Origin of the sequence: Salinicoccus jeotgali (assembly GCF_039538805.1) — a bacterium.
In the GTDB taxonomy this organism is placed as follows: Bacteria; Bacillota; Bacilli; order Staphylococcales; family Salinicoccaceae; genus Salinicoccus; species Salinicoccus jeotgali.
In genome coordinates this window covers 1-23860 of sequence record NZ_BAABCK010000064.1, presented here as the reverse complement: position 1 = coordinate 23860, position 23860 = coordinate 1, and the positions used below count along the sequence as shown (strand labels likewise).

Sequence of the window (23860 nt, the reverse complement as noted above, 5' to 3'; positions counted from 1 at the left end):
GGTACTATTCCTTTTAGTTGTATTAGAAATGGAGGTTTACGAATGCCTAAGAATATAGGCCGTAACATCGTGCTGATATTGATTTTATCAGTTATAATGTTTGGTATATTTCAAAGTTTTAATGGTGATTCAGCTCTTGAAGAAGAGCTTCAATATGGAGAATTCCTCGAGGAGCTGGATGCAGGCAACATAGAATCGCTCACGCTCCAGCCCGAGCAGAACGTATATCTCGTCGAGGGGCGTCTGGCAGATCAGAATGAGCAGGAGTCTTTCACTTCGGTCATTCCATATAACAGCACGTCGGACCTCGATCAGATACTGGAAAGTGCAAAAGCGCAAGAAAGCTTGGACTTTACCATTGAACCTGCCGAAGAGCAGAGTCCTTGGACAAGCATGCTGCTCACTTTCATTCCGCTATTGCTTATCCTCTTCCTCTTCCTGTTCCTGATGAGTAAGGCACAAGGTGGCGGCGGTGGCGGCGGTGGCCGTGTGATGAATTTCGGCAAGAGTAAAGCGAAGCTCTATGACGAAAGCAAGAAGAAAGTCCATTTTGATGACGTCGCAGGGGCAGATGAAGAAAAGGCTGAACTTGTGGAAGTCGTCGACTTCTTGAAAGATCCACGCCGCTTTGACCGTATCGGTGCACGTATCCCTAAAGGGGTGCTGCTGGTTGGACCACCAGGTACCGGTAAGACATTGATCGCAAGAGCTGTAGCAGGGGAAGCGGGTGTACCGTTCTTCTCCATCAGTGGTTCCGACTTCGTCGAGATGTTCGTCGGTGTAGGTGCCTCCCGTGTACGTGACCTGTTCGAGAACGCCAAAAAGAACTCCCCATGCATCATCTTCATAGATGAGATTGATGCTGTTGGACGCCAGCGTGGTGCCGGCGTCGGTGGTGGACACGATGAGCGTGAACAGACATTGAACCAGCTGTTGGTCGAAATGGATGGCTTCGGTGAAAACGAAGGCATCATCCTGATTGCTGCAACGAACAGACCGGATATCCTGGACCCTGCACTACTTCGTCCAGGCCGTTTCGACAGACAGATTCCGGTTGGCCGTCCAGATGTCAAAGGCCGTGAAGCAGTACTGAAAGTACATGCCAAAAACAAGCCGCTCGATGAATCCGTCGACCTCGGTGCAATCGCAGCCAGAACGCCTGGATTCTCCGGCGCAGACCTTGAGAACCTTCTGAACGAGGCAGCTCTCGTGGCGGCAAGATCCGATAAACGCAAAATTGATATGCGGGACATCGATGAAGCGACAGACCGCGTCATCGCCGGACCTGCCAAGAAGAGCCGCGTCATCTCCGAGAAGGAACGCAATATAGTCGCCTATCATGAAGCGGGTCACACCGTCATCGGCATGGTGCTTGACGACGCCGATATGGTGCACAAAGTGACGATTGTACCGCGTGGCCAGGCTGGTGGTTATGCAGTGATGCTTCCTAAGGAAGATCGCTACTTCATGACCAAACCTGAACTTGAGGATAAGATTGTAGGGCTGCTCGGTGGCCGCGTATCCGAAGAAATCTCATTCGGTGAAGTATCCACAGGTGCCCATAACGACTTCCAGAGATCCACAGGCATTGCGCGCAGCATGGTTACGGAGTATGGTATGAGTGAAAAGCTCGGACCGCTTCAATTTGGAGATTCGAACGGCCAAGTATTCCTTGGTAAAGATATGCAGTCAGATCCGAACTACTCTGATGATATCGCGTATGAAATCGACCAGGAAATGCAGCGTATCGTCAAGACACAGTACGAGCGCTGCCGTCAGATATTGACGGAACACCAGGAACAGCTCAACCTGATCGCGGAGACGCTCCTTACTGAAGAGACGCTCGACCGTGAACAGATTGAAGGACTCTTCTATCATGGTGAGCTCCCTGTTCGTGTCTATGACGAAGATCAGGAAGATAAAGAAGAAAAACCAGGTTCATCTTATAAAGAGGTGAAGGAGAACTTGCACCACTCGTCAGAAGATGAGGAAGAAATGGTGGAGCAGGAAGAAACTTCACAATACGATGGGCCAGACGATGACAAAGGTTATCGCAATGGACAAGATGCATCTGTCGGTGATCGAAATGATCGTGGACATAACTAGATGGCAGAATAACTGAAGAAATTGATGCCAAAGTCGCCTGAGGGCGACTTTTGGTGATTTATAGGAGGAAATTGGATGGACCACTTGGTCAGAGGAATTGGAATGAATGATGAAATACGTATTTTTTCAGTGGATACTACAGAAACGGTAAATGAAGCAGTAAGCAGACACGGGGCATTGCCGACGGCAGCTGCCGCTCTTGGACGCTCCATGACTGCAGGATTGATGATGGGATCAATGCTTAAAAATGAAGAGAAGGTCACACTGACGCTGCAAGGTGGCGGGCCGGTCGGCGCCATAGTGGTCGACAGCAATGCCAAAGGAACCGTGCGCGGCTATCTCAGCAATCCTGAAGTGCATTTTCCACTTAATGATAAAGGTAAGCTTGATGTCAGTCGTGCAGTGGGCACAGATGGCTATTTAAGTGTGGCGAAAGATATCGGTTTGAAGGAACACTTCACCGGTTCGACGGAAATTGTGTCCGGAGAGATCGGGGAGGATTTTTCCTATTACTTCTATACGAGTGAACAGGTGCCTTCCATCGTAGCGCTTGGTGTGTTGGTCAATCCGGATAACTCAATCAAGGCCTCCGGTGGCTTCATCATCCAGGTGATGCCAGGCGCAAGCGATGAAACCGTCCGCTTTTTGGATGAGCGTGCAAAAGAGATGACGCCTGTTTCCAAGCTGATTGATGCCGGATTATCCCCTGTAGAAATCATAGATGAAGCGATAGGCGCAGAGAACTGGAGGGTGCTTGACGAATCACCGGTGAAATTTGAATGCAACTGCTCAAAGGAACGCTTCCTCAACGCCATCGCTTCACTCGATCCGAAAGAGATCATCGCGATGATACAGGAAGATGGCGGGGCGGAAGCAGATTGCCATTTCTGCCGCAACAAAGTATGGATTGAGAAGGAAGAGCTGCAGGCGCTTCTGACCCATTAAAATTGATTGAATACGGATAAAATGGTATATTATCCATAGTCAATAAGTAGGAATAGGGGAGTGTTTATATGAGCAGACTGTATAATAATATTTCTGAAGTGATCGGCAATACGCCGCTTGTAAAGCTCAATCGGCTGACCGGTGAAGGCATGGCGGACATCTATGTCAAACTCGAATTCATGAATCCGGGCAGTTCCGTCAAAGACAGGATTGCGCTGTCGATGATCGAGCGTGCTGAAGCGGACGGCGTGCTGACTGGAGACACGACCATCATCGAACCTACCAGCGGCAACACCGGCATCGGACTTGCGATGGTTGCTGCAAGTAAAGGGTATAAGACGGTTCTCGTCATGCCTGACACAATGAGTAAGGAACGCCGTAACCTCCTGAAGGCATATGGTGCGGAACTCATCCTGACACCAGGCGCTGAAGGCATGAAGGGTGCAATCAAGAAGGCAGAAGAACTCGCCGGTAAGCATGGCTATTTCATGCCGCAGCAGTTTGAGAACATGGCGAATCCAGAGATCCATGAAAAGACTACAGGACGTGAACTTGTGGCGCAGGCTGAAGGCCTGGATGTCGGCGCATTCGTAGCTGGAATCGGGACGGGAGGCACGATATCAGGTGCCGGTAAAGTCCTGAAAGAGAACTATCCGGATATCGGCATCTATGCAGTCGAGCCAAAAGATTCCGCAGTGTTGAGCGGCGGTGAGCCTGGTCCGCACAAGCTGCAAGGCCTAGGCGCGGGCTTCGTCCCAGGCACCCTGGATACAGAAATCTATGACGAAGTGCTGCAGATCGGCAATGATGAGGCGATGGATTGGGCACGCAGGCTGGCCGCGGAAGAAGGCATATTGGGCGGCATCTCGTCAGGTGCAGCCATCAAAGCGAGCCTCGACGTGGCGAAGAAGCTTGGCGAAGGCAAGGCGGTCATCACAGTATTGCCGTCAAACGGGGAGCGTTACCTTTCCACCCCACTATTCAACTTTGAAGATTAGAGGAATTGAAGAAATACCATATCCGACATAGGATATGGTATTTTATTTTGCCTTCAGGAGGAATATATTTCATGCTTAAGTTGTGATATACTACACCTAATATTGTGGAAAAGGGTGAGTGTATGGAGCGCCTTCAAATCATGGGCATATTGAATGTGACGCCGGATTCTTTCAGTGATGGTGGCAGGTATAATTCAGTGGAGGATGCTGCCGCTCGTGCTGAAGAAATGGTCTCAGAAGGTGCCGACATCATCGATGTCGGGGGCTACTCGACCCGTCCCGGGCACAGCGCAATCAGTATAGAAGAAGAAACCGAAAGGGTCGTTCCTGTCATTGAAGCAATCCGCGGAATAGGAGTGGATATAGCGGTCGATACATTCAGGAGTGAAGTCGCCAAAAGTGCCCTGGAGGCTGGTGCGACGATGATCAATGACCAGTGGCGGGGTCAATACGATGAAAAGATATTCGATGTCGTGAGCGACTACAATGTCCCGATTTTTCTGATGCACAATAATACCCATGCAACGTACGGAGATGTAGTCCGGGATATGATCGGGGAACTTGAGACTTCCATTAAGATGGCCAAATCCCGCGGTGTCAAGGCGGATAAGATCTGGCTTGACCCCGGCATCGGCTTTGCGAAGACGCGTGAAGAGGAGCTTGAGGTCATGCGGCGCCTAGAGGAGCTGGTGGCAACAGGTTACCCTGTGCTTTTGGCCACAAGCCGTAAACGCATGATCAAAGAATTGATGGCTGAAGCGCTGCCCGCTGCCGAACGTGACGAAGCCACTGCCGCAACGACAATCTACGGTATTGATAAAGGCGTCAGGGCGGTGCGCGTCCATAATGTCCGGCTTAATAGAAAGATTGCCGATTCCTATATGAAGCTCAAGGAGGATCTGGATGGATAACATTAAGATAAATGGCATTAAAACATATGCGTATCACGGGGTATTTGATGCGGAGCGTCAGCTCGGACAATTCTTCATCACAGATGTCACCATGCACCTCGATCTGACAGCCGCCTCCACGACGGATGATCTCAATCTGACGGTCAATTACGGCGAAGCCTATAAGTTGATAGAAGATGTGATTGCAGGAGAACCTGTCAACCTTATAGAATATTTGGCGGGAAAGGTGTCGCAGACCTTGTTTGACCGATATGATAAAATAGTAGGAGTAGAAGTGACGATAACTAAAGTGAACCCTCCAATTGAAGGGCACTACGAAAACGTCAGCATCACTCTGAATAGAAAGCGGGAAAATTAATGGCGGTTGTATATTTAGGATTGGGAAGCAATATTGGAAAACGCAGCGATAACCTGGAAATGGCCATCCAAAAACTGGATGAGCAGCCAGAAGTGGAAGTCGTAAAACGTTCTTCGATAATCGAAACCCTGCCATACGGAAAGACGGATCAGCCTGACTTTTTGAATATGTGTCTGATGATCAAAACCCGTGTCTCACCACTTGAGCTTCTGGAACTGATCCACATCATCGAACATGATATGGGGCGTGTCAGGGAAGAAGTCTGGGGGCCCAGGACAATTGATATCGACATACTGCTCTATGAAGATCTGGAGCTTGAACTGGATGAGTTGACCATTCCGCACGTTGAGCTGCATAAGCGTGACTTTGTCCTTAACCCACTCTCAGAAATCGCCGCAGATGTCGTCCACCCCACTTTCGGCAAGACGATCGGCACCTTGAAGAAAGAGCTTGAAGCAGGTGGGCACAATGTTTAAGATCGGTGATGTCGAGATAAATAACAGGGTCGTCCTTGCACCTATGGCTGGGGTGTGCAATGTGGCCTTCAGATTGACTGTGAAAGAATTCGGGGCTGGCCTTGTCTGTGCGGAAATGATCAGTGATAAGGCTCTTCTGTTCGGCAATGAAAAGACTAAGCGCATGCTGTATATCGATGAAAATGAACATCCAATGTCACTCCAGATATTCGGTGGCGAGAAGGAGACGCTGGTTGAGGCGGCAAAATATGTGGATGAGAACACCTCAGCTGATATCATTGACATCAATATGGGGTGCCCGGTTTCTAAAATCATCCGGTGCGAAGCAGGTGCGCGTTGGCTGCTCGATCCCCCGAAGATATATGACATGGTCAATGCTGTCGTCCAGAATGTCTCCAAGCCGGTGACCGTCAAAATGAGGATCGGATGGGATAGCGCGCATATTTATGCAGTGGAGAACGCAAGAATGGCCGAAAAAGCAGGCGCCGCTGCGATCACGATGCACGGGCGTACCCGCGAGCAGATGTACGAAGGGCAAGCGGATTGGGAAATCATCCGCCAGGTCAAGGCGGCGGTGGACATCCCGGTCATCGGCAACGGCGATGTCACGTCGCCGGAGCTGGCCCAGAAGATGCTCGATGAAACAGGGGTCGACGCAGTCATGATCGGCCGTGAGGCGCTTGGTAACCCGTGGATGATCTACCGCACGGTGCATTACTTGGAAACAGGTGAACTCATCGGGGAACCCGATCTGAAAGAGAAGATGGATGTACTTAAACTGCATATGGACCGTCTGATCGACCTTAAAGGTGAAAAGGTGGCACTTATGGAGATGCGCAAACATGCTTCTTGGTATATGAAGAATATAAAGGGCAATGGCCGGATAAGGAAAGGGATCAATCAATCTGAAACGAGATCCCAGCTTGTTGCAGTGCTCGATGAATTCGTAGCGGAACATCAGGCAAACAATACAGAATTGATAGTATAGGAGAGAGAAACTGTGAGTGAAGAAATAAACGACCAGATAAACGTCAGAAGAGAAAAAATGCAGCAGCTTATCGATCTTGGCATGGATCCATTCGGATCGAAATACGAACGTAAGGCATACTCAAGTGATCTGAAGGAAGAATGGGATGCATTCTCTAAAGAAGAGCTTGCTGAAAAGGAAGACCAATCTGAAACGATGATCGCAGGACGCCTGATGACCAAGCGTGGTAAAGGTAAAGCCGGATTTGCGCATATCCAGGACATCAACGGCCAGATCCAGATCTATGTCAGGAAGGATCAGGTGGGTGAAGCCGATTTTGAAATATGGCAGCAGGCTGACCTTGGAGATATAGTCGGGGTCAAAGGTGTGATGTTCAAGACCAACACGGGAGAACTATCCGTCAAGGCACAGGAGTTTACACTGCTGACTAAGGCGCTGCGCCCATTGCCTGACAAGTACCATGGCCTAAAAGATGTTGAAGAGCGTTACCGCAGACGCTACCTCGATCTGATTACAAGTGAAGACTCAAAAGAGACGTTCATCAAACGCAGTAAGATCATCCAGGAAATGCGCAACTATCTGAATCAGCGCAATTTCCTTGAAGTCGAGACACCGATGATGCACACGATTGCAGGTGGGGCACAGGCACGGCCTTTCGTGACGCACCACAACGCTCTTGATATGGAACTGTTCATGCGTATCGCAATTGAACTGCATCTGAAGCGCCTGATTGTTGGAGGCCTCGAAAAAGTCTACGAAATCGGCCGTGTGTTCAGGAATGAAGGCATTTCAACGCGCCACAACCCGGAATTCACGATGATTGAATTGTATGAAGCATATGCAGATTTCAATGATATTATGGATCTTACGGAAGAGATGGTTGCCCATATCGCCAAAAATATCAATGGCACGACAGTCGTCGAATATGGTGGTGAAGAAATCGATCTGACACCAAGATGGAAACGGGTGCACATGGTCGAGGCGGTCAAAGAGAAGACGGGCGTTGACTTCTACAGTGTAGAATCTGATGAAAAAGCCCACGCACTCGCCAAAGAGCACGGCATTGAAGTGCGTGACAATATGCAGTATGGTCACATATTGAACGAGTTCTTTGAACAGAAAGTGGAAGAGACGCTCATTCAACCGACATTTGTCTACGGCCATCCGGTTGAGATTTCACCACTGGCTAAACAGAACACCGACGATCCAAGGTTTACAGACCGCTTCGAGCTGTTCATCGTCGGACGCGAGCACGCCAATGCATTCACGGAACTCAACGACCCGATCGATCAGAGAAGGCGCTTTGAAGCTCAAGTTGCAGAGAAAGAAGCGGGCAACGATGAAGCGCATGATATGGATGAAGACTTCCTGGAATCGCTTGAATACGGCATGCCGCCTACAGGAGGGCTTGGCATCGGCATAGACCGCCTGGTAATGCTGCTGACCGATTCTGCATCCATCCGGGATGTCCTGCTATTCCCTTATATGAGACAGAAATAGTAATGGGATACACTCCAGTAAACTCTGGAGTGTATTTTTATTCCATTAAAAATGTAAAGGAGGTTGACTTTATGATGCTAAATGGAGTATGATGGAAAAGGTTGATGGTGAAATGATCATCTAGGAGAATTAGCTCAGCTGGGAGAGCATCTGCCTTACAAGCAGAGGGTCGGCGGTTCGAACCCGTCATTCTCCACCATTTAAGTCCATACTCAGCCGCTCTAGCTCAATTGGCAGAGCAACTGACTTGTAATCAGTAGGTTGGGGGTTCGATTCCTCTGGGCGGCACCATTTTACTCTTGACGTACCGGGAATTAATTGATAAAGTAATATCTGTTAAACTTATTTGCGGAAGTAGTTCAGTGGTAGAACACCACCTTGCCAAGGTGGGGGTCGCGGGTTCGAATCCCGTCTTCCGCTCCATTTTTTATTAAGCGGTTATGCCGTTTTATTTTTTTTGCTTATGCGCCCGTAGCTCAATTGGATAGAGCGCTTGACTACGGATCAGGAGGCTAGGGGTTCGAATCCTCTCGGGCGCGCTCAGCAACCACGGGAAGTAGCTCAGCTTGGTAGAGCACTTGGTTTGGGACCAAGGGGTCGCAGGTTCGATTCCTGTCTTCCCGACTCTTTTAGATTCATCATATCATGGGGGCTTAGCTCAGCTGGGAGAGCGCCTGCTTTGCACGCAGGAGGTCAGCGGTTCGATCCCGCTAGTCTCCATATTTCAATTACATATACCGGGGGCCTATAGCTCAGTTGGTTAGAGCGCACGCCTGATAAGCGTGAGGTCGGTGGTTCGAGTCCACCTAGGCCCACTCAAGAGACATGGAGGATTTCATGTCTCTTTTATTTTTGGCCTAAAAGGTACCGCATTATAAGCGCGCGCAATCTTCCAGGAAGGCCTTTAGGATGCTGATGATTTCATTACTGTCCTTTTCCCCGATACCGATTACGACCGAGTCGGTCAGATGATTCGAATATGAATAGGCGTCACCGTGGACCAGCCCATGCTTTATGGCCTGGTCTTTTATATTTTTGCCTTTGAGCTTGAGGATGAAGTGCATTCCTGTATGCTCCCCCTCGATGTGGACGGCGTAATGGGTGCGTACCCAGCTGGTGATCTCTTCCATCTTCTTCTTATAGACTTTTCTCATGCGGTTGATGTGACGGTTGAAGTAGCCATCTTCCATGAAGCGCGCGACGATATGCTGGTTCTGCCGCGGCACATTGCATGACATCTCTCTTTTATAGTAGAGTTCTGCAAGCGTTGGTGGCAGTACCATGCACGACAGCCGCAGAGAAGGGTAGAGTGATTTGGAAAAAGTGCTCATATAGATGGTGCGGTCGTTCTGATCCAACCCCTGCAGTGAAGGGAGGGGCCGCCCTGTATAGCGGAATTCACTATCGTAGTCGTCCTCTATGATGTAATGGCCTTCGTCCCCTGCATAGTTGAGCAATTGGATGCGCTTTTTAAGCGACATCACCGCACCGCTCGGAAATTGGTGGGAAGGCGTCACATGCACTACAGGATTGCCATAGGCCGCCACCTGATTAATATCTATACCATCCCCAAAGACCCGGGCGGGATCCATCCCGCCGTCATATTTCTCCAGCACTTTCTGTATTACAGGATAGCCCGGGTCTTCAATCGTCATACGCGGGTATTTGAGCAGATAGAGCACCTGCTCGAGGAGGAACTCTGTCGACGGGCCGATGAATATCTGGTCGATGGAGCATGTCACCCCCCGGTTCAGGTGGAGGTATTTCTGTATCTGGGCCTTCAGTCGGGATTCACCGCTGTCTTCACCTTTATTCAAAAGTTCGGCGTCCGAGTATATCTCCCGTGCGATCTGCTTCAGAGCATCACTTTGGACAAGGGACGTATCGATGGTGCCGAGCGGCAGCCGGTATTCTTTTTTTCGGGGGCGCTCAATATGGGGCACACTCGGGGTGTCAGTTTGCTTGAGCTGTTCAATCGCTGATACATAATAGCCGCTCTTTTCCTTGCTGTAGATCAAGTCTTCATCCACCAGGAGGTGGTAGGCATGTTCGATCGTGGTCTGGCTGACCGACAAGTCCTCCTGTAGCTGCCGTTTGCTCGGTAACTTCTCATCGGCACCACGATCTCCGTTTAGAATCTGGGATTTGATAATGGTGTAGAGCTGTTCAAAAAGTGGTTGGCATGCGGTTTTATCCAAATTGATAAGCATAATCTGACCCCCTGAATTTGTTTTAATGTGGCACTTATAAGTGATCAGATTTAATTTTATACTAAATTAATGGAAAATCAATTTAGGGGGAGTCATTACATATGCCACAAATTCAAACTGACAGCAGCAGGAACAAACTCGAGATACAAAAAGGCGGGGTCATCATGGACGTCGTCAATGCAGAGCAGGCAAGAATAGCCGAAGCCGCGGGCGCTGTAGCGGTTATGGCGCTAGAGCGTGTACCGTCCGATATCCGTGCAGCCGGAGGCGTAGCGAGGGCATGCGACCCGGGGATCGTCGAACAAGTCGTCGATGCAGTGTCGATACCGGTAATGGCGAAGTGCAGGATTGGCCATATCACAGAAGCAAGGGTCCTTGAAGCCATGGGGATCGACTATATAGACGAGTCTGAAGTACTGACGCCGGCAGACGAAGTGTTCCACTTGAAGAAAGATGATTATTCAGTACCGTTCGTATGTGGTTGCCGCGATATTGGAGAAGCCGCAAGGCGTATCGGAGAAGGTGCCTCGATGCTCAGGACGAAGGGTGAGCCGGGCACCGGCAACATTGTAGAAGCCGTCAGACATCTGCGCATGGTCAGCCGACAAGTCCGTGAAATCAGCGTCATGAGTGATGATGAGCTGATGACGGAAGCGAAGAACCACGGTGCGCCCTATGAAATCCTTAAGCAGATAAAAGAGGCGGGCAGGCTGCCGGTCACCAACTTCGCAGCCGGCGGTGTGGCCACGCCTCAAGATGCTGCGCTGATGATGGAGCTGGGCGCAGACGGCGTATTTGTCGGCTCCGGCATATTCAAATCGGACCAGCCTGAGAAATTCGCCAGAGCCATTGTGCAGGCGACCGCAAACTATCAGGATTATGAACTGATCGGCCAGCTTTCAAAAGAACTGGGTACAGCGATGAAAGGGCTCGACATCAAGCAACTGTCCGCTGAAGAACGTATGCAGGAGCGTGGATGGTAGAATGTTGCCTTCCAGAATCGATCTGGGGCCACGTAGCGTAGAAGTATAGAGGGGTTGGAGGATTTGTCTCCGGCGCTTTTAAACTTGAACCAGCCCCTTTATTTGAAGGTCTGTGCCTACTCACTGGAAAAGCCTCTGACTTCTCGTCAGAGGCTTTTTCCATTACCATTCATCTATCTCCCCGCGCACTTTATAGGTGAGGTCCTGGCCGTGCCGGAGCTTCAGGTTATCCTCCACTTCTTTGAGGGAAACACCCTGATTTTTCAAAAGCACAAGCGTATGATAAAGCAGATCGCTCGTCTCGTCGATCAGCTCATCCCTATCGCTATTTTTTGCAGCGATGACGACTTCCGTCATTTCTTCCCCACACTTCTTCAGGATCTTATCCGTGCCTTCCTCAATGAGGTATTTGGTGTATGACCCTGCTTCAGGCGCTTCCACCTTGCGTCCAACTATCCGATCCAGCGTCTGCAGGTTGAAATGCGTATCCCCGAAGCAGCTTTGACTGCCGAGGTGGCAAGTCGGCCCTTTTGGTTCGACCTGGATGAGCAGGGCATCCGAGTCGCAATCGAGTGCCATGCTTTTGACAATCTGGACATTGCCACTCGTCTCGCCTTTTTTCCACAGGCGCCCCTTCGACCTCGAGTAGAAACAGACCATTCCTTCTTCGAGAGTCTTCTGGTATGCAGTTTCGTCCATAAAGCCATTCATCAGCACCTGCCCTGTATGTGCGTCCTGCAGAATGGCGGATAGGAGGCCGCCCCCCTTTTCGAAATCCGGTTTCATATAATCCTCACCTCTATATCGCTCGCCTTCAATTTTTGTTTCAGATCTTCAATTTCTACTTCTTCATTATGGAAGATGGAAGCGGCCAACCCTGCAGAAACATCCGTCTCATTGAAGAGTTCTATGAAATGTTCCGGGTTGCCGGCGCCTCCGCTCGCAATGATCGGGATCTGGACTGATTCATTGGCCTTGGTCAGAAAATCGATGTCGAATCCTTCCTTCACCCCGTCATGGTCGATGCTCGTGATCAGCAGTTCCCCGGCGCCGAGTGATTCACATTGCGCAATCCACTCGAATGCCGGAATTTCAGTCTTTACGGACCCTCCATGGGTATGGACGAAATAATCCCCAGCTTCAGCATCGTATTTCACATCGACGGCGACACAGATGCACTGGCTGCCGAACATCCGGCTGGCTTCTTCTATCAGCTGCGGATTTTTGATTGCCGCGGAATTGATGCTGACTTTGTCGGCCCCTGCATTCAGAAGATCGCGTATATCTGAAACGGATGAAATGCCGCCGCCTATAGTAAGGGGGATGAAGAGTGTTTCGGCTGTATTCCTGATGACGTCAAGCATCAGATCATGGCCCTTCTGGGTCTTTGAAATATCGAGGAAGACGAGCTCATCGGCCCCGGCTTCATTGTAACGGGTGGCGAGCTCAACCGGGTCCCCGATATCCCGCAGCCCGACGAAGTTTATCCCTTTGACGACCCGTCTCTCTGTCACATCGAGACAGGGGATGATACGTTTTTTAATCATGTGATATCCCTCCAGAAGTCATCATTGTGGCTCGCCTTGCCGACGATGGCGTTATGGATGCCCATCGCCTCAAGCGCGTCGAGGTCTTCTTTGTTCCGGATGCCGCCGCTTGCGATGACGGTGTGGTGCGTCAAGTCGTTGATGCGGCCCGTATTTTCAAGGTTCGGACCCTGGCCCATGCCGTCTTTGGCGATATCCGTATAGATGATGCCGGCAAGCGCCAGATCTTCAATTTCTGTCAGGTAATCATCGATCGTGATGCCGCTGTTTTCGGTCCAGCCATTTACATAGATGTCGTTCTGCCTGGCATCGATGCCGACGAAGATCCTGTCCGGGAACTTCTCCACTGTCGACTTGAGCCATTCCATATCCATGATGGCCCGGGTGCCGAGGATGAAATGATCGATGCCGATCGCGTCATAGTGCTCAATCGTGTCAATGCTTCTGAGCCCGCCACCGATCTGGATCGGCAGGTGGGTCTTTTGTTTCAACTTCTGGACGAGGGTCGTTTCCTTGGCATCCTGCTTCAGAGCGCCCATCAGATCGATGATATGGATACGTGAAACTTGCTTGAAACCACTGTAGAATTTAACGGCCGCTTCAGGTGTGCGTGCCATCGCAGACTTTTTGCCGTAGTCTCCTTGTGTGAGACGGACGTTCTGTCCATCGATGATGTCGATTGCCGGGATGATGTTCATCTATATGCCTCCTTCAATGGCTTGTTTGAGGATTTCGAGTCCTGTGCGTCCTGACTTTTCCGGGTGGAACTGGATGCCGATGATGTGCCCTTTTTTGACGACTGCCGGAATGTCGATGCCGTATTCTGATGTTGCGATGACGGTATCGGTCCGGGTGGCGATATAACTGTGGATGAAATAGACGTCCTTGCCATCCAGGACTTGGTTAGGGCTGGATAGCGTATTCCAGCCAAGGTGCGGCACCGGGTGCTCTGTCTCCATACGCACGATATCGCCAGGCAGCAGACCCAGCCCGTTGGCGTTCCCTTCGGTACTGTGTTCGAAAAGGAGCTGCATGCCGAGGCATATCCCGATCAGTGGCTTATTTTCAGCCAGTTTAAGGAGTGTCGGCTTAAGGCCAGAAGTCTCGATGTGTGTCATGGCATGACCGAAATGGCCGACGCCGGGCAGCAGAATGGTGTCACATTCCTTCAGCACTACGTAGTCGCTTGAAAAGAGGCTCGGGTAGTCCAACTTATCAAGGGCGTTTTTGACGTTTTGTATATTGCCGAGTGAATAGTCGATGATGCCGATCATTCGATGACACCCTTTGATGAAGGGACGCCCATGCTGCTCGGCTGCAGTGCGGCGGCAAGGCTTCTGGCGAATGCCTTGAAGATGGCCTCGATTTCATGGTGGGTATTGCCGCCCTTCAATAGGTCGATATGGAGTGTCATGCGGCTGTTCATGCTGACGGCATTAAAGAATTCCATCACAAGCTCAGTGTCGAAGTTTCCGACTGTCGACTTTGAAAACTCCGCCTGGAAATTGAGGTGCGGGCGGCCGGAGAGGTCGAGTATCACGCGGGCCAGCGATTCATCCATCGGAATATACGTGGTGCCGTAACGCTGATAGGATGCCTTCGCCGTATACAATTCGCGGATGAGCTGCCCCAATATGATGCCGACATCTTCCACAGTGTGGTGTGCATCAACTTCCAGGTCACCCTGTGCTGAAATCTCCATATGAAGGCCCGAATGGAATGAGAGGAGGGTCAGCATATGGTCGAAGAAGCCGGAGCCTGTTTTGATGGAAGAGGCGCCGGGTGACTTTTCCTCATCGAGTGCTATTGAGATTGCCGTTTCTTTTGTCGTGCGTTCCTTGCTGATCATGTCGATTGCTCCATTCTTTGATTAGTTGGTTGAACCGGTCATAGTCTTCATGCTTTATGATGGAGTATCTGACCGCCTCATCGAGTGGTGCCGTGTCGTACATCCGTGGCTGATAGCCGCGCGTCTTCATGAAATGGCCGAGGTCGCGTGCATGCTCACCGTATGTGAAGATGAAGTTTGTGGAGGACTCGAGCACGGCCACTTCATCGGAAATATTGCCGAGGGCAGCCGCGAGCTGTCTTTTTGACTCCAACTGGTACTCGATGAATGCCTCGAGTGCCTCACGATCTTCGAAAATGCGGCTGGCGATGTTCAAAGACAGCGCGTTGACGGGATACGGGTGGTTGATCCGTGTAATCCTCCTGAATGCTTCCCCTTCGCCGATGGCGATGCCGATGCGCAGTCCGGCCACTCCGAACATTTTGCTCAATGTGCGGATGATCAGTACATGCTGGCCGGTCGGGCGCACATATGGCGAGGCGAATTCATAATAGGCTTCATCAAGTATGAGGTAACCACCATGTGACGCCATCGCGTCCGACAGCCGCTGCAGGTCGTCCGGGCTGAACATCTGCCCGGTCGGATTGTGCGGCACCGATATAAGGAAGAGGGAAGGCCGTTTCGCCTCCACTTCCCCTATGACTGCCGAGAAATCGAAAAGGAAGTCGTCATCGCACGGGATGGTGTGGACAGGTACATCTATTTGACGGGCGTATTCGTGATACATGACAAAATCAGGTTCGAGCGTCATGACGCCGCCTTGGCCAAGTGTCATGATCGCCTTCTGGATCCATTCGTCAGAGCCGTTTGCGACTTCGACGGTATCGCTGCCGATATCATAATAATCGGCGTAGAGGCGCTTGAAGCGGCCTATCTCGACGCTCGGATATTCATTTAAAGCAGTTTCTCCTACAGCTTCCATCAGGGCTTCATGGCTGAGCGGTGGCAGGGGGCTCGTGTTGCGGTCCATATGAATCATATCGTCACTCCATTCGGATATCCAAAGATTGGTGATGGGCGTCGAGGCCTTCGCGCTGTGCTATGATTTTTGCCGGTGGTGCAATTGTTCCGTAAGTGTCTTTTTCGATGGAGATGACAGCATGGCTCGTCAGGAAATCATTGATGTTCAAGCCATGGCTGAAGCGGCCTGTGCCATCCGTCGGAAGTACATGGGAAGGTCCGGCCGCATAGTCGCCGATCGCTTCAGGTGAATAGTAGCCATTGAAGACGGCGCCGGCATACTTGATGTTCGATATGATCATCTCAGCATCTTTATGCTGGATTGAAACGTGCTCTGGGGCCACATCATTGATCAGGCTGATTAGGGACTCGCGTGAATCGACGATGCGGTAGTGGTTGTGGGCGATGGATTGGTGGATGATGCTGCTGCGTGACTGCTGATCTATCAGCGCGTCCATCCGTTCTGCAATCCGATCGATGACCGCCGGGTCCTCACTGAGGAGGAATGTCCGTGCGTTGGCATCGTGCTCCGCCTGGGCGAAAATATCATACACGATGGCATCGATATGCACAGCATCGTCCACATAGATCAGTATTTCACTCGGTCCGGCGATCATATCGATGCCGACTTGGCCGAACAGCAGGCGTTTGGCGAGTGCGACATAGTAATTGCCGGGTCCTACAATCTTGTCGACTTTTGGAATCGATTCGGTACCGTAGGCGAGTGCTGCAATCGCTTGGGCGCCGCCTGCCGTATAGACATTTTCTACCCCACATGCGTAAAGTGCGGCGAACGTGATGTTGGTCGACTCGAAAGTCGGGGTGACGGCATGGATCTCCTGAACGCCCGCTGCAATCGCGGGCACGACTGTCATCAGTACGCTTGAGGGATAAAGGGCAGTGCCGCCCGGGATGTAGACCCCGACCTTTTCAAGCGGGTGATAGACATACTGGAATTCTCCCTCTGCTTTATCTTCATATTTGATGCTGAGCTGATACTGCTCAATCCGCCGACGGATTGTTTCGAACGCCTCTTTTTCCTCATATGACAATGCATCATAACTTTCCTCGAGCCTTTCTTTAGGCACTTTGAAGGACTCCGGTGATTGTCCGTCGAACTGTTCGGTATAGCTTAGTAGCGCTGCATCCCCTTCTGTACGGACGCGTTCGATGATCTCCATGACCCCTTTGTAGCCTTCGAATCCGGCCGTCTCCTGTTCTTTTTTGAAGTTGGCCTTAAACGCCGCTGCATTCATTCAATCACTCCAATCTCAGTCAGGAAGCCATATATTTCATCTTCCTTTGTATAGAAAGTCCGTTTGTTCGCAATCAGGCGCGCATGGATATCCATGATTTTTTCATATTCGACCAGGCCGTTATCTTTCAAGGTGCTGCCTGTCTGGACGATATCGACGATGCCGTCCGACAGGCCAAGGAGCGGCGCGAGTTCCACCGAGCCATTCAAGTGGATCAGGGAAATATCCTGCTTCTTGTTTTTGAAGTGCTCTTTTGCGATATTCGTATATTTCGTTGCGATCACTCCGAAACTTTCCTGGCCGGGCAGAGCTGCTACAGAGAAATGGCAGTCCCCAAACGGCAGCTGCGACACATTCAATATGTTGAACGGATTCTCGGTGATGATGTCCGAGCCGACGATGCCGAGGTCCGCGACACCGCTCTCTACATAAGTCGGCACATCCGGTCCCTTGGCGAAGATGAATTTGACATTGTTCACTATCGTGTAGAGTGAACGCGTCTCATCTTCGAGTGCAGTGCTGTAGTCGGCGAGGTCATTTTCACTCATATATTTCAGGAAGTCTTTGAAAAGGCGCCCTTTCGTCAGTGCCACAGTTATCATAATAACCCTCCATCGGATAGGTTTACAGCAATGCCGAAAGCACTGCTGTTGTATTCCCCGCCGCTTAGGAGCGGGTGGTCATGATCCAGGAATGCCTGGAAATAGAATCCGTTGTAGTAGGACTGGGGAGAGCGGAACGACAGGTCCAGCATGAATTTCATTCCATACTTCTCCAATGTCTGCCTGAGTCTCGCGATAAAGCGCATGATGTCATGTTCTGCAAACTCTTCATTGACCAGATCAATCTGATCGCTGACTTTTGCAGACAGGAGTGCATAGAGTGGATGCTCCACTCCAAGACATTTCCTCAGCTCGGATAGGTTCTTCTCATGCACAAGATGGCGTATGTCTCCGTCCAGTCCATATTTACTGAGGTAGAGGTCGAGCAGTGCATCATCGTTGACCACGATGGAATGGAACGACTGCGCATATCTATCGGTGATGAATGACAGGTGCATATCGATGCTCTCCAGAATTTCATCATTGGAAGGGCGGTACAGTTCCACTCCTGCCTGATGGACTGTAGCGTAGTCCCGCACGACTGGGCCGAAGTAGCCGAAAAAGCGCTGATCAAGGTGATAGTTCTCGCTGTAGTTCAGCAATGAACGCGTCCAGTCGCTCCGTATGGAGAACAGCTGCTCATTGCGTTCGAGGATGATGGCGGAGGGATGATGGCGTTTATCCTCGATGGTGAAAGGCTCGACCATGTTCATGTCCACCAATCTATATTTTTCATCGTCCAATAACCGGGTGTAATCCAGGGCAAATTCCAAGCGTCTTATGACCAGATCATTTTGCATGCAAAGCCTCCTTTAATGCTTTAGCGTAATAAAGAATAATCAATAAGTCTGATAATAACAAAATATATGGAGGGTGACAAGAGATTCGGGCACATTTTGTTCATCACTTTAAAATACTAAAGTGTTTTGATATGATGAACGTATTCAAATGGAGGGAAATATATGCAGATAGACAAGTTGAGGGGTCAGGAACTCGATGATCTGTTCGAAGGGATATTAAAGCTTGAGACGGTGGAGGAGTGCCATCAATTTTTTGATGATCTGTGCACGACAAATGAAATGATTTCCCTTAAGCAGCGTTTCCAGGTGGCGAAGATGATAAAGGAAGGACAGACGTACTCCAAGGTGCAGGATAAGACAGGTGCCTCCAGCGCGACAGTATCGCGGGTGAAGCGGTGCCTGGATTATGGAAGTGACGGGTATCATACGATCATCGACCGGATGGATTGAAGCGACAGAGTGTTGAAATGATAAAAAGGCCTTGCTGTATTCAGCAAGGCCTTTTTATGGTGTCATCCCTTAAACGGACACCTCGTTATAATCATGCTCTGCCAACATGAGTTTTGCGCACTAGAAGCAATATTTGTGAGACGAGCATCAGGACGGGCAATTCGATGAGCGGCCCGATGACCAGCGCCAATGCAATCAACGGTTCGTCGGGGAAAGCTGTGACGGCAATCGCCAAGGCAACAGGGGAGTTGCGTGCGATGATGGTAAGGCTCAAACTCGCCGTATCCTCGTAGGAGAACTGCATGTGTCTCCCCATGACTTGCGCAAGGATGAAATTGATGAAGAAGAAAAGCACCATCGGCAGGATCAATATGTAGATGACTTCGAGGTTATCGAGCAGACGGTTCCCCTGTGACGCGAACATGGCCATAATCGCCAAAGAGAGGAAGATCATTTGCGCATTTGTAAAAAATGGAATCAGTCTGTCATTAAGTAAGTGTGCTTTCTTCCTCAAGGCATAGCGGGTCAGGTGGGCAAGGGCGAAGGGCAGGACCAAGACCACTATCATGCTTTGTCCGATAATCGACAATGGGACAGGCTGGATGGCACCGGCGAATATATACAGATAGACGGGCAGAAGTACCATCTGCAGCATAAGATTGACCGGCAGGATGGTGGTGGAGAGGGCAGTATTGCCTTTAGCCATGGCAGTGAACAACAAATACCAGTCGGTACACGGCGTGACCATCAGCATGATGAAGCCGATCCATAGGGCAGGGTGATCGGCGAGAAATAATGCGCCGAGACCCCATGCCAAAATAGGCGACCATATGAAGTTGATGATGGCCGTCTGATATTTTTCGAGCATGCTCATGGGTACACTCCTTCACGATCCATCAAATGAGCAGATAGGCGATGATGGACACAAAAACAGATGTGAGGGTCATGGCGAGCAATGGTTTCATTGCCCTGTGCCGCAGATCCCGCAGACTCACATTCAATCCGAGTCCGACCATGGCAGCAGTCAGGATCCATGTCGTCACGCTATATATGCCCTCCATGACGCCAGCCGGTGCAGGAATAAATTTGCCCAGCACAAAACTGCCGAAGACACTCATTAAAATGAAGCCAATCAGAAACCATGGGAACGGTACGCTGTTTTGTCCGGTGCTGCCATCACTCTTACGCTTCATGATGAAGATAAATATGAAAGCGAGCGGCACCAGCAGAAATACACGTCCCAATTTAGCCAGCAACCCGATGGCGAGCGCTTCATCACCAGCCGGCGCTGCAGCAATGGCGACATGCGCCAGTTCATGCAGGCTTGTGCCGGACCAGACGCCGTAGTCCACCGGGGACATGGGCAGAAGCGGGCCGATGATGGTATAGCCGATCGCAAACACCGTGCCCATCAGGGCAATGATGCCGACGCCGATGGCCGTATCTTCATCTTTGGCCTTAACGGTCGGGGCGATGGCTGCGATGGCCGCTGCACCGCAGACGCCTGTCCCGATGCCAAGCAGAAGGGAAATCATCTTATCCGCTTTCAGCAGTTTGGCGAGCCACACCATAAAGAGCACGGCAAAAGCGATGATGATGATATCCCGCGCAAGTAGGCCCAGCCCGTCCTGGAATACCGTATCGATGCTCAGTTTCAAGCCATACAAAATGATGGCCAATCGTAGTAGTTTCTGTGACGAAAAGGTAATGCCACTACGGATCGCTTCCGGATAGCCGAAAAATTGACGGTATATGACAGCGATGATGATGGCGGAAGCCAGTTGTCCGATCTGGTTGAAGCCAGGCAGCAATGCCAACAGATAACCGGCTAAGGCAATGGCGAAAGTGAAGAGTATGCCGAGGGTCCAAGCGCCCCATGCATGATTATGTAAAAAACTATGTAGTCGGTTAGACATAAAAAAGCCTCCTGATACTCACCATGATAGGAGAATATCCCTTATGATTAAACGATTATGCAGATCTGGACAAGGCGATGCCATGAGTGCCGGATCGCAGTCAGATATATTTATTTTAGACCGGACAGCAGGTAATGAATAGCATTTTCCATGAATGGATGAAATGAATGCAGCATCAATACACAGCGTCCTAGACCTTTTGAGTGACCTGGAGAAATCAGGACATCTGACTGGGTTATATATATCTGACTATTCAGATATTTAATTGACATAATTTGTATGGATGTTATGTTTTAGATGAGAAAGGATCAAGGAGGTCATTAAATGGGACAAACTTGGATTAAATTGTCCGTAGTCTATCTGGTCATCGGCATTTCAGTCGGATTGTTCATGTCATGGACGCTTCAATTGAACTGGGCGGCAGGCCATGCCCACGTCAACGTCGTGGGATGGTTGTCGACCCTTGGGATCGGCGCAGTCCTCTCCATCTATCCGCACCTCGCTAAAAACGGTCTCGGTGTCGCCACGTTCTGGCTGTATCACATTGGCGTACCGCTATTTCTGTTCAGCACATTTTTTGTGCAGGTGAACCCTGGCGTTGCGCATATCTTTACGTTTGTCGGGGGACCGATGTTCCTGCTGGCCATCATTCTATTCGGAATCAATCTGTTTTTGAACTTGAATGTACCGAAAGAGGAATAAGCGCTGCATTGACATCAGTGTCGAATTGGCAGAAGCATCGATGCCTAAAACACATGCGATAATATCTGCCGCTACATGAAATCCTATAGCGGCAGATTCCTCTTTTTGAATATAAGGAGTGTCAGGACGCACGCGATTACACCGATTGATCCAAGGATGATCGAAGACATCAGAATATCCGCCTCGCCATTCGCAATCCGGCCAGGTTCATAGAGGGAGAACGGAGTGAAGTTGCGGATCCAATCGATATCCGTCACTATCTTCCCGATCATATCCATGCCGTAGAAGAGGAAGGTGATGCCGCCTGCCAATGCAAAGGCGTTTCTTTCGTCATTGAACAGCGCTGAAATGAGCAGTGAATAGCCACCCACCGCAAAGAAGAGCAGGAATCCGACAAAATTGATGAAGAAGAACTGGTCGAATGCGATGTTGCTTTCGATATCAACCAAAAACTCTGCTGCGATATATCCACCGGCGAACGTCATCAGGTGGATGAGGAGGAGTCCGCTTACAAAAACCAATATCTGCGTCATAATGATCTGAGTACGGGAGACGCGCGTTGATAACAGGTAGGCCATCGAACCGCGGTCAACGAGTCTCGCTATCAGTTGGATGGCGCTCATCACACTGAATACGGCCAAAATGATCAAGTAGAAAAGTCCGTAGTATTCCGCTGATATGAATTGGCCATAGCTGCTCAGCGACTCCAATCCCAGTGCCCGGAGCAATGGTTCCGGGAAGAGTTCGATCATCTTGTCGAACTCTTCCATATTGTCATTTAACAGGGGGAACACTAAAGTCATCAGGGTGACATATATGGCCGAGCCCAATCCGAAGCCGAGGAACATCTTCAAGTTGATCCTCATCATCTGTGTATAAAAGGACATGTTCATGACTCCACCTCCTCCCTGCTGTAGTAATCCATAAAGATCTCTTCCAAGCTTTGATCATCTGCACTGATATTTTTAATGTGGTAACCCGACAGAGTATCTATGAAGGCACTATAATTGCCCTGCAATTCTATCTTCACTGTCAGCTCATCCACTTTTTCCGTCTGCATTTCGGATTCGAGGAGGGAGGCAACTTCTTTCTTTTCCGTCAACGTTACATTGAACGCCTTCCGCTGCATCGATTGGAGCTCATGTATATTTTTGGTTGTGGCTATTTTGCCATTCCGTATAATGGCCGCCCGGTCGCACGTGCGTTCAATCTCAGCGAAGCTGTGTGAAGACATCAAAAATGTTTTCCCACGCGCCTTTTCTTCCATGACCAGGTCGATGAAAAGGTTCTGCATCAAAGGATCGAGCCCCGATGTCGGCTCGTCCAAAATGTAGATGTCCGGGTCATGCATGAACGTCGCCACGATGCCGACCTTCTGCTTCGTCCCCTTCGACATTTTCCGGATGGGATCCTTCGGATCAAATTGGAGCTTATCAATGAGGTCCGCGCGCCGCGCCTTATTGTGGACGCCTTGGAGTCCGGCCATCATATTCAGGAACTGATGCCCCGTCATGCCATCCAAAAACGCAATTTCACCCGGCAGGTAGCCGATATGGCTGCGTGCTGCCGATTGCTGATGCCATGCATCCAGCCCCTTGATCTTGGCATAGCCCTTCTGTGCCTTCATATATCCCATCAGATGCCGGATCGTCGTGGACTTCCCGCTGCCATTCGGTCCGAGGAAGCCAAACACTTCACCATCCTCGACATTGAATGTCACATCGAAAATGCCTTTTCCATTGGAAAACTCCTGAGTCAGACCATTTATTTCTATCATCATGCTCACCCCTTGATTGATGGAATCAAAGATCATCTGTTGTTTTAATTTTACACCACCAATACGGTGGCGTCATTCATTATGGGTAGGGAGTGTGATACTAAGAAACTGAGGATTATTTTGGGTTATAGTCCTTTTCCTAGCAGTGGACAATGTCCTTAGAATTCTAATTAAATATATATTACGATCAGATTATTAAAGTTTTTTCATTTTATTTCTTATAATGAGATGTTGTTATCGGTTATGTAATTAGTCTGCTCAACAAATCGATCGTTATATAGTAAATGTATTGAAAAAGTTTAAACCTTAAATTCTTATTGCAAAAAATTAAGAAATAACAAAAATATTAGATGTTAAATTGCACTGATTGGATACAATATAGCCCTATACCAATCATGTATCGCCGATTGTAAAATTAAGCTAGACACATAAAACGGTCACACATGATACACTCAAAATGGTTTTCCGACAAAAGAAATCATAGGAGTGATCATGCATGACCTACACCCATATTACCATGGATGAA

The 23860-nt window shown here is 49.8% G+C and carries 25 protein-coding genes and 7 tRNA genes; 18 read left to right on the top strand and 14 right to left on the bottom strand.

The genetic code is table 11. From position 1 onward, the window contains the following. The first annotated feature begins 42 nt into the window (after positions 1 to 42). The 15 genes from ftsH (at position 43) to ABD734_RS09405 (ending at position 9097) form a co-directional block, all read left to right on the top strand. Complete coding sequence (gene ftsH, locus ABD734_RS09475) at positions 43 to 2106, top strand: ATP-dependent zinc metalloprotease FtsH (protein WP_344703694.1); 2064 nt, start codon at positions 43 to 45, stop codon at positions 2104 to 2106. 75 nt (positions 2107 to 2181) lie between these two features. Beyond that, positions 2182 to 3051, top strand: coding sequence for an Hsp33 family molecular chaperone HslO (gene hslO, locus ABD734_RS09470; protein ID WP_344703693.1), 870 nt, complete (start codon positions 2182 to 2184; stop codon positions 3049 to 3051). A gap of 68 nt (positions 3052 to 3119) precedes the next feature. Further along, positions 3120 to 4049: a cysteine synthase A gene (cysK, locus tag ABD734_RS09465; protein WP_344703691.1), complete on the top strand. Its 930-nt coding sequence runs from the start codon at positions 3120 to 3122 to the stop codon at positions 4047 to 4049. A 122-nt stretch (positions 4050 to 4171) separates the two neighbouring features. Next, a complete protein-coding gene (folP, locus tag ABD734_RS09460; protein WP_344703689.1) occupies positions 4172 to 4960 on the top strand; it encodes a dihydropteroate synthase in 789 nt (262 codons plus the stop codon). Continuing rightward, complete coding sequence (folB, locus tag ABD734_RS09455) at positions 4953 to 5318, top strand: dihydroneopterin aldolase (protein WP_344703687.1); 366 nt, start codon at positions 4953 to 4955, stop codon at positions 5316 to 5318. The genes folP and folB overlap by 8 nt, the downstream gene beginning before the upstream one ends. Further along, the gene (gene folK / locus ABD734_RS09450) at positions 5318 to 5794 is read left to right on the top strand and encodes a 2-amino-4-hydroxy-6-hydroxymethyldihydropteridine diphosphokinase (protein WP_344703685.1); all 477 of its coding nucleotides are present in this window, start codon (positions 5318 to 5320) and stop codon (positions 5792 to 5794) included. Before folB ends, folK begins: the two co-directional genes overlap by 1 nt. After that, positions 5787 to 6782, top strand: a complete 996-nt coding sequence (gene dusB, locus ABD734_RS09445; protein WP_344703683.1) for a tRNA dihydrouridine synthase DusB — start codon at positions 5787 to 5789, stop codon at positions 6780 to 6782. Before folK ends, dusB begins: the two co-directional genes overlap by 8 nt. 12 nt (positions 6783 to 6794) lie before the next feature. Continuing rightward, positions 6795 to 8282 carry a lysine--tRNA ligase gene (gene lysS, locus ABD734_RS09440; RefSeq protein WP_344703681.1) on the top strand — a complete coding sequence of 496 codons (1488 nt, stop codon included), beginning with the start codon at positions 6795 to 6797 and terminating at the stop codon, positions 8280 to 8282. 123 nt (positions 8283 to 8405) lie between these two features. Beyond that, positions 8406 to 8481, top strand: a tRNA-Val gene (locus ABD734_RS09435). Between the two features lie 16 nt (positions 8482 to 8497). Next, positions 8498 to 8573 (top strand) — tRNA-Thr (locus tag ABD734_RS09430). 57 nt (positions 8574 to 8630) lie between these two features. Then, positions 8631 to 8705, top strand: a tRNA-Gly gene (locus ABD734_RS09425). A 42-nt stretch (positions 8706 to 8747) separates the two neighbouring features. Next, a tRNA-Arg gene (locus tag ABD734_RS09420) sits at positions 8748 to 8821 on the top strand. A gap of 11 nt (positions 8822 to 8832) precedes the next feature. Next, positions 8833 to 8906 (top strand) — tRNA-Pro (locus ABD734_RS09415). 23 nt (positions 8907 to 8929) lie between these two features. Further along, positions 8930 to 9002: transfer RNA gene (locus ABD734_RS09410), tRNA-Ala, on the top strand. Positions 9003 to 9023: 21 nt separating this feature from the next. Beyond that, positions 9024 to 9097 (top strand) — tRNA-Ile (locus ABD734_RS09405). 57 nt (positions 9098 to 9154) lie between these two features. On the opposite strand, the gene pdxR is transcribed toward ABD734_RS09405, so the two are convergent. Next, a complete protein-coding gene (pdxR, locus tag ABD734_RS09400; protein ID WP_344703679.1) occupies positions 9155 to 10492 on the bottom strand; it encodes a MocR-like pyridoxine biosynthesis transcription factor PdxR in 1338 nt (445 codons plus the stop codon). Between the two features lie 101 nt (positions 10493 to 10593). Between pdxR and pdxS the strand changes: the two genes are divergently transcribed. Further along, positions 10594 to 11475, top strand: coding sequence for a pyridoxal 5'-phosphate synthase lyase subunit PdxS (gene pdxS / locus ABD734_RS09395; RefSeq protein WP_344703677.1), 882 nt, complete (start codon positions 10594 to 10596; stop codon positions 11473 to 11475). Positions 11476 to 11637: 162 nt separating this feature from the next. Here pdxS and hisIE read toward each other — a convergent pair whose 3' ends face one another. From hisIE to ABD734_RS09350, 9 genes are read right to left on the bottom strand one after another with little or no spacing between them, the layout of a single operon-like run. Next, on the bottom strand, positions 11638 to 12261 hold the full coding sequence (hisIE, locus tag ABD734_RS09390) for a bifunctional phosphoribosyl-AMP cyclohydrolase/phosphoribosyl-ATP diphosphatase HisIE (protein WP_344703675.1): 624 nt from the start codon (positions 12259 to 12261) through the stop codon (positions 11638 to 11640). Continuing rightward, positions 12258 to 13022: an imidazole glycerol phosphate synthase subunit HisF gene (gene hisF, locus ABD734_RS09385; RefSeq protein ID WP_344703673.1), complete on the bottom strand. Its 765-nt coding sequence runs from the start codon at positions 13020 to 13022 to the stop codon at positions 12258 to 12260. The genes hisIE and hisF overlap by 4 nt, the downstream gene beginning before the upstream one ends. After that, positions 13019 to 13720: a 1-(5-phosphoribosyl)-5-[(5-phosphoribosylamino)methylideneamino]imidazole-4-carboxamide isomerase gene (hisA, locus tag ABD734_RS09380; RefSeq protein WP_344703671.1), complete on the bottom strand. Its 702-nt coding sequence runs from the start codon at positions 13718 to 13720 to the stop codon at positions 13019 to 13021. Before hisA ends, hisF begins: the two co-directional genes overlap by 4 nt. Continuing rightward, positions 13721 to 14296 carry an imidazole glycerol phosphate synthase subunit HisH gene (gene hisH, locus ABD734_RS09375; protein ID WP_344703669.1) on the bottom strand — a complete coding sequence of 192 codons (576 nt, stop codon included), beginning with the start codon at positions 14294 to 14296 and terminating at the stop codon, positions 13721 to 13723. Further along, a complete protein-coding gene (gene hisB / locus ABD734_RS09370; protein WP_344703667.1) occupies positions 14293 to 14871 on the bottom strand; it encodes an imidazoleglycerol-phosphate dehydratase HisB in 579 nt (192 codons plus the stop codon). Before hisB ends, hisH begins: the two co-directional genes overlap by 4 nt. Next, complete coding sequence (locus tag ABD734_RS09365; RefSeq protein WP_344703665.1) at positions 14816 to 15850, bottom strand: pyridoxal phosphate-dependent aminotransferase; 1035 nt, start codon at positions 15848 to 15850, stop codon at positions 14816 to 14818. Before ABD734_RS09365 ends, hisB begins: the two co-directional genes overlap by 56 nt. A gap of 4 nt (positions 15851 to 15854) precedes the next feature. Then, a complete protein-coding gene (hisD, locus tag ABD734_RS09360) occupies positions 15855 to 17087 on the bottom strand; it encodes a histidinol dehydrogenase (RefSeq protein ID WP_344703663.1) in 1233 nt (410 codons plus the stop codon). Further along, positions 17084 to 17689 carry an ATP phosphoribosyltransferase gene (gene hisG / locus ABD734_RS09355; protein ID WP_344703661.1) on the bottom strand — a complete coding sequence of 202 codons (606 nt, stop codon included), beginning with the start codon at positions 17687 to 17689 and terminating at the stop codon, positions 17084 to 17086. The genes hisD and hisG overlap by 4 nt, the downstream gene beginning before the upstream one ends. Beyond that, positions 17686 to 18489, bottom strand: a complete 804-nt coding sequence (locus ABD734_RS09350) for an ATP phosphoribosyltransferase regulatory subunit (RefSeq protein WP_344703659.1) — start codon at positions 18487 to 18489, stop codon at positions 17686 to 17688. Before ABD734_RS09350 ends, hisG begins: the two co-directional genes overlap by 4 nt. Positions 18490 to 18651: 162 nt before the next feature. Between ABD734_RS09350 and ABD734_RS09345 the strand changes: the two genes are divergently transcribed. Next, positions 18652 to 18939, top strand: a complete 288-nt coding sequence (locus tag ABD734_RS09345) for a YerC/YecD family TrpR-related protein (protein ID WP_344703657.1) — start codon at positions 18652 to 18654, stop codon at positions 18937 to 18939. Between the two features lie 91 nt (positions 18940 to 19030). Here the strand turns inward: ABD734_RS09345 and ABD734_RS09340 are convergent, their stop codons facing one another. Both ABD734_RS09340 and ABD734_RS09335 read right to left on the bottom strand, forming a co-directional pair. Further along, positions 19031 to 19813, bottom strand: a complete 783-nt coding sequence (locus ABD734_RS09340; protein ID WP_425568404.1) for an arsenic resistance protein — start codon at positions 19811 to 19813, stop codon at positions 19031 to 19033. A 22-nt stretch (positions 19814 to 19835) separates the two neighbouring features. After that, on the bottom strand, positions 19836 to 20855 hold the full coding sequence (locus ABD734_RS09335) for a YeiH family protein (protein ID WP_344703655.1): 1020 nt from the start codon (positions 20853 to 20855) through the stop codon (positions 19836 to 19838). A gap of 324 nt (positions 20856 to 21179) precedes the next feature. Between ABD734_RS09335 and ABD734_RS09330 the strand changes: the two genes are divergently transcribed. Then, positions 21180 to 21557 (top strand): hypothetical protein, encoded by a 378-nt coding sequence (locus ABD734_RS09330; protein ID WP_344703653.1) that lies wholly within the window; start codon positions 21180 to 21182, stop codon positions 21555 to 21557. A gap of 83 nt (positions 21558 to 21640) precedes the next feature. Here the strand turns inward: ABD734_RS09330 and ABD734_RS09325 are convergent, their stop codons facing one another. Together ABD734_RS09325 and ABD734_RS09320 are read right to left on the bottom strand one after the other, a co-directional pair. Next, positions 21641 to 22450: an ABC transporter permease subunit gene (locus tag ABD734_RS09325; RefSeq protein WP_344703651.1), complete on the bottom strand. Its 810-nt coding sequence runs from the start codon at positions 22448 to 22450 to the stop codon at positions 21641 to 21643. Further along, positions 22447 to 23334, bottom strand: coding sequence for an ABC transporter ATP-binding protein (locus tag ABD734_RS09320; protein WP_344703757.1), 888 nt, complete (start codon positions 23332 to 23334; stop codon positions 22447 to 22449). Before ABD734_RS09320 ends, ABD734_RS09325 begins: the two co-directional genes overlap by 4 nt. Between the last annotated feature and the right edge of the window lie 526 nt (positions 23335 to 23860).

Bases quoted from the DNA above. Each gene is read 5' to 3' on its own strand.
- hisIE (WP_344703675.1), bottom strand. From the start codon at position 12,261: ATGAAACCGGATTTCGAAAAGGGGGGCGGCCTCCTATCCGCCATTCTG.
- ABD734_RS09365 (WP_344703665.1), bottom strand. From the start codon at position 15,850: ATGATTCATATGGACCGCAACACGAGCCCCCTGCCACCGCTCAGCCAT.
- ABD734_RS09330 (WP_344703653.1), top strand. From the start codon at position 21,180: ATGGGACAAACTTGGATTAAATTGTCCGTAGTCTATCTGGTCATCGGC.
- hisD (WP_344703663.1), bottom strand. From the start codon at position 17,087: ATGAATGCAGCGGCGTTTAAGGCCAACTTCAAAAAAGAACAGGAGACG.
- ABD734_RS09350 (WP_344703659.1), bottom strand. From the start codon at position 18,489: ATGCAAAATGATCTGGTCATAAGACGCTTGGAATTTGCCCTGGATTAC.
- ABD734_RS09345 (WP_344703657.1), top strand. From the start codon at position 18,652: ATGCAGATAGACAAGTTGAGGGGTCAGGAACTCGATGATCTGTTCGAA.
- ABD734_RS09340 (WP_425568404.1), bottom strand. From the start codon at position 19,813: ATGAGCATGCTCGAAAAATATCAGACGGCCATCATCAACTTCATATGG.
- hslO (WP_344703693.1), top strand. From the start codon at position 2,182: ATGGACCACTTGGTCAGAGGAATTGGAATGAATGATGAAATACGTATT.
- ABD734_RS09335 (WP_344703655.1), bottom strand. From the start codon at position 20,855: ATGTCTAACCGACTACATAGTTTTTTACATAATCATGCATGGGGCGCT.
- folK (WP_344703685.1), top strand. From the start codon at position 5,318: ATGGCGGTTGTATATTTAGGATTGGGAAGCAATATTGGAAAACGCAGC.
- folP (WP_344703689.1), top strand. From the start codon at position 4,172: ATGGAGCGCCTTCAAATCATGGGCATATTGAATGTGACGCCGGATTCT.
- ABD734_RS09325 (WP_344703651.1), bottom strand. From the start codon at position 22,450: ATGAACATGTCCTTTTATACACAGATGATGAGGATCAACTTGAAGATG.
- folB (WP_344703687.1), top strand. From the start codon at position 4,953: ATGGATAACATTAAGATAAATGGCATTAAAACATATGCGTATCACGGG.
- hisG (WP_344703661.1), bottom strand. From the start codon at position 17,689: ATGATAACTGTGGCACTGACGAAAGGGCGCCTTTTCAAAGACTTCCTG.
- cysK (WP_344703691.1), top strand. From the start codon at position 3,120: ATGAGCAGACTGTATAATAATATTTCTGAAGTGATCGGCAATACGCCG.
- hisA (WP_344703671.1), bottom strand. From the start codon at position 13,720: ATGAACATCATCCCGGCAATCGACATCATCGATGGACAGAACGTCCGT.
- hisF (WP_344703673.1), bottom strand. From the start codon at position 13,022: ATGATTAAAAAACGTATCATCCCCTGTCTCGATGTGACAGAGAGACGG.
- pdxS (WP_344703677.1), top strand. From the start codon at position 10,594: ATGCCACAAATTCAAACTGACAGCAGCAGGAACAAACTCGAGATACAA.
- hisB (WP_344703667.1), bottom strand. From the start codon at position 14,871: ATGATCAGCAAGGAACGCACGACAAAAGAAACGGCAATCTCAATAGCA.
- pdxR (WP_344703679.1), bottom strand. From the start codon at position 10,492: ATGCTTATCAATTTGGATAAAACCGCATGCCAACCACTTTTTGAACAG.
- hisH (WP_344703669.1), bottom strand. From the start codon at position 14,296: ATGATCGGCATCATCGACTATTCACTCGGCAATATACAAAACGTCAAA.
- dusB (WP_344703683.1), top strand. From the start codon at position 5,787: ATGTTTAAGATCGGTGATGTCGAGATAAATAACAGGGTCGTCCTTGCA.
- ABD734_RS09320 (WP_344703757.1), bottom strand. From the start codon at position 23,334: ATGATAGAAATAAATGGTCTGACTCAGGAGTTTTCCAATGGAAAAGGC.
- ftsH (WP_344703694.1), top strand. From the start codon at position 43: ATGCCTAAGAATATAGGCCGTAACATCGTGCTGATATTGATTTTATCA.